This is a genomic window from Sulfolobales archaeon (assembly GCA_038881635.1).
Taxonomy (GTDB): domain Archaea; phylum Thermoproteota; class Thermoprotei_A; order Sulfolobales; family AG1; genus WYEN01.
This window is the reverse complement of the sequence record JAVZPJ010000004.1, coordinates 154,882-161,180: the sequence shown is the minus strand read 5'-3', so window position 1 is coordinate 161,180 and position 6,299 is coordinate 154,882. Positions and strand designations below refer to the sequence as shown.

General features: G+C 39.1%; 5 protein-coding genes. 4 read left to right on the top strand and 1 reads right to left on the bottom strand.

The window, feature by feature from the left end; translation table 11 throughout:
• Nucleotides 1-32: 32 nt before the first annotated feature.
• Nucleotides 33-2,738: an ATP-dependent helicase gene (locus QXS89_04475; GenBank protein MEM3831430.1), complete on the bottom strand. Its 2,706-nt coding sequence runs from the start codon at nt 2,736-2,738 to the stop codon at nt 33-35.
• 210 nt (nt 2,739-2,948) lie between these two features.
• Between QXS89_04475 and QXS89_04470 the strand changes: the two genes are divergently transcribed.
• From QXS89_04470 to QXS89_04455, 4 genes are all read left to right on the top strand, one after another.
• Nucleotides 2,949-3,236, top strand: coding sequence for a hypothetical protein (locus QXS89_04470; GenBank protein MEM3831429.1), 288 nt, complete (start codon nt 2,949-2,951; stop codon nt 3,234-3,236).
• Between the two features lie 315 nt (nt 3,237-3,551).
• A complete protein-coding gene (locus tag QXS89_04465) occupies nt 3,552-4,628 on the top strand; it encodes a hemolysin family protein (GenBank protein ID MEM3831428.1) in 1,077 nt (358 codons plus the stop codon).
• Between the two features lie 49 nt (nt 4,629-4,677).
• Nucleotides 4,678-5,418 (top strand): purine-nucleoside phosphorylase, encoded by a 741-nt coding sequence (locus tag QXS89_04460; GenBank protein MEM3831427.1) that lies wholly within the window; start codon nt 4,678-4,680, stop codon nt 5,416-5,418.
• A gap of 27 nt (nt 5,419-5,445) precedes the next feature.
• Nucleotides 5,446-6,294 (top strand): TIM barrel protein, encoded by an 849-nt coding sequence (locus QXS89_04455; GenBank protein ID MEM3831426.1) that lies wholly within the window; start codon nt 5,446-5,448, stop codon nt 6,292-6,294.
• Nucleotides 6,295-6,299: the final 5 nt, after the last annotated feature.

Here is a 6,299-nt window from a genome sequence, read left to right as displayed (position 1 = left end):
CTTAGAATCTGATGGCACACATCTGTATAGATTTAAATCCTACTCTCCGCGCTAGCTTGTTGAGGTATGTTCAAGCCTTTGCTCTTCAATACTTCTATCATTTCATTGTATAGTTTTAGTAGTATGGCTCTTCTGTCTTCCATGAGAACTACATCGCTAACTCCTGTAGCGTAGATCCCGTGAGCCATTGGCGATGGTGCTCCAGCTCCTTCGGGATCTACTATGATTCTTACATCTATATCGCCGTTTTCTATCTGAGATAGTATTAGAGATGCGTTTTCTATATCCATGTAGTCTTCCATGATCTCTCTCATAGTCTCCTCATATACTGGGAATCCCTGGATTCTCTCGACAGCTTTTAGAAGTGCTTCAGCGTTTAGCTGTCTTCTCTCTATGCTTATATCCTTCCCTCTATAATTCTTCAGAATCATTATACTTCTCTCTGCAACATGTCTAAATCTCTTCTTAAAGATCTCTGTGTTTCTTATCGCTAGTCTTAGCAGCTCTCTTATGTTGCTACTCGAGACTCTAAGCATAAGATCTCTGACTATACTCTCGGGATCTCTAAGTCTCGTAGGCACTGACAGTATGAAGCCATTATCTGTCACCGTTATTCTCACATCTAGACCGAGGATCCTGCCTAGAGAATATGCATAAGCTCTCGAAAGAGCATCATTAACTTTCCTTCCATAGAGACTGTGAAATATTATGTGATCAACTTCTTTCTCAGGATCTCTAAAAACCTCGATCAAGATCATCTTATCATGAGGTACTAAACCACCGGTATAGTAGATCTGCTCTAACACATAATCCACAATCATTCTAGCCGCATGAGGCTCAAGAACATATTCTTCAACAAGTTCTCTTATCAAACCCTCTCTCACACTATCTAGATCTCCTCTCATCAAACCTCTATAAAGTCTTTCAAAGATCATTCTCCTAAAAGCTCCCACCTTAAGAGCTGAATCAAATGAGAGAGGTAGCATCTCAGAAAACCATGAAGGAACAGTAGGTCTCTCACCATCAGCCGGCACCACATAAACCTTCGTAGGCGCTATCTCAACAACCTTATACACCTTACCTCCTAGGACAAATACATCATCTCTATCAAGTATCTCTACAAAACCCTCATCAAGATCTCCAATCCACTTCCTCTCAGAAACATTTATCACAGGGATCTTAGCTTCATCAGGTATAGCACCGGAGTTAAGAGCATAGATAACTCTAGCACCCTTCTTCCTGCCAAAGACACCTTCAATCTCATCAAACCATATCTTGGAGTACACCTTCAAATGCTCCAGTTCTCCTATACTTGATGAGAGGTATCTTAGGATCTTGATAAGAGTATCTCTATCAAGATCTCTATAAGGATAAGCTCTTCTCACCACTCTAAGAGCTTCATCTACACTCCACTTCTTCTCAATACTCATCCCAATAATATGCTGGATCAATATGTCGAGAGGCTTCATAGGAATCCTAACTCTATCAAGCTTCCTATCCATAGCACTTCTAGCTAGAACAGCACACTCAACAAGATCATCTCTATCAACCACTATAATCCTCCCAATACTAGTCTGCCTAATATGATGACCAGCTCTACCAACTCTCTGAAGCAGTCTTGTCACACTCTTAGGACTTGAGAGAAGGATAACAACTTCTATATAGCCTATATCAATCCCGAGTTCAAGGCTTGTAGATGAAACTACAACTCTAAGCTCTCCTCTCTTAAGTCTCTCCTCCACATCAAGTCTTATATCTCTAGATAGACTCCCGTGATGAGCCTCGATCTTCTCAGGAGATATACCATCAGATCTCTTCTCGAAGATCTTTCTAAGCTTGAAAACAACCTTCTCAGTTGAATGTCTCGTATTCGTGAAGATAAGAGATGTTCTATACTTCTTTATAGTTTCAACAACAGCATCATATATAGCTTGGTTAATCTCCTCACCAGAAGCTCTCACAAGATCAGCTTTAGGACATACAACCCTTATATCCACAGGCTTAGAAAATCTCGCATCAACGATAACACACTGCCTAGGCTCTCCATCATCTTTATACCCTACCAGAAAACCAGCTACCACATCTAGAGGATTTATAGTTGCTGAAAGCCCTATCCTCTGAAAATCTCTTCCACTAAGTTCTACAAGTCTTTCAAGACTTAGAACAAGATGCGTACCTCTCTTACTTGAAGCAAGCTCGTGAATCTCGTCAACAATAACCCATCTAACACTTCTAAGCTTCTCTCTAAACCTAGGAGCTATAAGTATTATCGAGAGAGTCTCAGGAGTTGTTATAAGTATGTGAGGAGGTTTGCTAAGCATCTTCTGCTTCTCAGCAGGCTTGGTATCACTGGTTCTCACCGCAACTCTTATATCAGGAGGCTCGACACCTCTACTTCTGATTATCTTGTTTATCTCTCTAAGAGGTTCTATAAGATTTCTTCCCATATCATTGTTAAGAGCTCTAAGCGGAGAAACATATACAGCGTAGATCTCATCATTCAACTCTCCTCTCTCCCACAACTCATAGAGATCATCTAGAATCGCTATGAACGCAGCCAGAGTCTTACCAGATCCTGTAGGACTCGAGATGAGAACGTTATAGCCTTTCTTAACCCATGGAATCGCCATTCTCTGAGGAGGTGTGAGACTTGAATATCTACTTCTAAACCATTCTCTCACATAATCTCTGAGAAGTGATAGTGCTTCTTCATCATTCTCAGGATCTCTTGCATACAGAATCAATTCAAACCCCTTCTAATACCAGCTCTACTCCTCTTATCTCAGGATATATTATGTAGGAGATTAAAAAGCAATCCACCAGACGATTCACATGATTCTTGATAGAGGATCATAACACATATCATAAGATCATAATCAAACAACCACCTGCATACACATGTGATTTTTAAGATTATCCGATATAAGCTTGTATAACTAGGTTGTGCTATGACAGAAATCCTTCAAAAGACATATTCAGACTCTAGAGAGAGTGTAAGGATATCGAAACCTCTCCTGCTACTCTACAGACTAGGTATGTACGGCGAAAGAGAATTCACTCTTGATGATCTAATTAGATTCATTGGAAAAGATCCAGAAGATTTCGAAAGAGAGCTTATACTACTAATAGAGAGCGGTCTCTTAGAAAGCACCTCTCTAAATCCTCTGAAGATCAGAGTTTCTATGAAAGGACGTAAGATAGTTAATATAATTAGAATGCTCCAAGTAGGAAGATAGAAGCAGTAAAACACGTCTACTACAATGAAAGGCTCAGACCTGCGCGGGTTCTTCACAGATCAGACCTTTCGAGCTTCATCACCTAGTATAAATACTCTTAGAGAAAATTAAAGAATTCAATCTCAACACACGACACCAAGCTGTTTCAGCCTCTCATCTCTGTTCTCTCTCATAGATCTTGGGATAGCACTACTCTCAAATACTCAAAACACTATCTGAGATCTTCTCAGGAGAATCTGTATGTAAACAGGCGTCACATCTATATTAACCATGTTCATTATATATTAGTATTGATAGGAGGGTTGTCCCGAGAGATTGTTCACATCAGTCTTATGGCTCGCGGTAATAGGTGCTCTCATAATACTCTCTTTTATAGTGACAGCTTACGAGCTCTCTCTATTCTCATCAGATAGGATCAGACTTACAATGCTTAGAGAGAGAGGATTTAAAGGTGCTTCACTAGCTCTAAGACTTAGAAGAAAACCTCATGAGACTATAAACGCGATCATAATAGTAAACATACTTGCAAACACAGGAATAGCAGTACTACTAACCCACATACTCACATCAGCTTATGGAGAGAGCTTGGGAAGCCTGCTAGCACTGGTGATCGGTACTATTCTAATAGTCTTAGTAGGAGAATCTATACCGAAAACTCTTGGAGTTATATATAGAGAGAGCATGGTATCCATACTATCACCTTTTATGTATATCATGATCAGATTCTTCACACCAGTAGCAAGAATACTATCACTTATATCTAGCAAGATCATATCACCTCTAGAGAGAAGAGTTAAAAAGAGCAGAGAAGAGATCAGCGAAGAAGAGCTCAGAACAATGCTTAGAATAGCTGAGAAAGAAGGTGTTATAAGTAGGTATGAGAGATTCCTGATGAACAATATAATGAACTTCATGGATAAAAAAGTTGAGGAGATCATGATCCCTGTTAAGAATCTCGTTATGATATCCTTAGAAGATGACATAAACAAGATTCTAGACCTGCTGAAAGCTTACGGGCATTCTAGATATCCTGTGTACAGAGATAATCCTAATAATGTTATAGGCATAATCCATGTCAAAGATCTGCTTATGAAAGGTTTTGATAAGGAGATCCGAGAAATCATAAGACCTATAACCAGGATCTATCATGATACAAGACTTTATGATGCTCTCAGAATAATGAGAAGATATAGAACTCACATGCTTATTGTTGTAGATTATAATAACAATATTCTAGGAGCTGTCACACTAGAAGATCTTATTGAAGAGATATTCGGAGAAATATATGATGAATATGATGTAGAGCCATCCGATAGAATTAAAACCCAGAGAACATTAAAAGATCACATGATATCTAATATCTCTGAAAGACATGAGAATTTAGAGAAATAACTTATAATCAGTATTAATTAATACTATCTGGTACGAGGGATAGCCTAGATTGAGCAAGTTCAAAAAACCTCTTCATATACATGCTGAGAGAGGAGATATCGCCGAGGATGTGATAGCAGCAGGAGATCCTGGCAGGGTGAGAATCCTTTCAAACCTCTTAGAAAACCCTCGACTGGTCAACGAATACAGAGGTTTTCTAACATACACAGGCTACTATAAGGGTAGGAGAGTGAGTATAGCAACTCATGGAGTTGGAGGTGCTTCCTCAGCCATAGTATTCGAGGAACTTGCCATGTTAGGCGCTAGAAGAATTATCAGGCTGGGGACTACAGGAGCTTTGAAAGAAGATCTCGAGATAGGAGATATAATCATCGCAGAAGGAGCATCATACAGTATAGGAGGTACTATAGGCATGTATGTTGGGAGTGACATAAGCTATTCTACATCGCCTGACATAATTCTCACTAGCAAGATCTATAGAGAGCTTAAGAGAAGATTTGATAGGGTTTTCAGAGGAATTGTTTTCAGCTCCGACTCATTCTATGCAGAGGATCCTGTTTTTATAGAGAGATGTAGAAAGATGAATATAATATCTGTAGAGATGGAGTGCGCCACTCTCAATGCTATCGGAAGACTTAGAAATCTTAAGACATCATGTGTTCTCATAGTAAGCGATAATCTTGTTAAAGGTGTCACAGTTCTTGATTCTCTAGACAAGCTCTCGAGCAGAATTATAGAAGTAGGTAGAGCTCTTCTCGATATAATCTCTTCTTTAGAATACGAGGATTAAAGCGTGATCTATAGATGTGATCATATTATGAATCCTCGTATTGGTTTCACGATCTGGAGGAAGGATCTGGGGAGAATAAGAGATCTAGTGGAAGAATTCATAGATGTTGGAATAGATCATGTTGAGATAGATATTGACAGCATTCTAGAACTTGAAAAACCTGAGTGGCTGAGAACATTCAGAGATCTTCTGAGTAGCTATAGAATATCAATAGGATTCCACGGACCTTGGAAAGAAATCTATATAGCATCACCAGTAGAAGATGTGAGAAGAGCTTCAGTAGAGATTATTAGGAAAACAATTCAGAGACTTAGAGAAGTAGGAGTGAGCGAGTACGAGTATATAGTTCTTCACGGAGCATCAGAACAACCTTTATGTGATGAAGATCCTAGCCTATGCATATCTTCTCTAGCTAGATCTATGGAAGAATTACTTAAACTAGATCAAAAGATCGTTGTTGAAACTATTCAGGGCAGATGTTGTGGTAAAATAGATCAGCTTGAAGAACTAATCAAGAGAATCCCTGAATCAAGTATATGCATAGACTTAGCTCATGTCTATGCTGAGAACTACAGGTTCAGAAACTTTGAAAACATCTCCCAGGTTCTAGAGATAATCCCCGAGAAGATTCTTGAGAGAAGCAGAGTTATACATCTTCACGGACTCATTAGAGAAGGTTCTAGATTTAGATCTCATAGAAACTTCTCTCAAACACCTCTAGACACACTAAAACTTGCCAAGCTTCTCACAAGATCTCCTAATATAAGATTTCTTGTTTTCGAAGTATTCTACGGAGATAATGACAGGATCTCTAGACCTTCAGATCTATCCAGAGAAATTAAGAACCTAAGAACTCATCTCTCTCAAACCTCATAAAATGT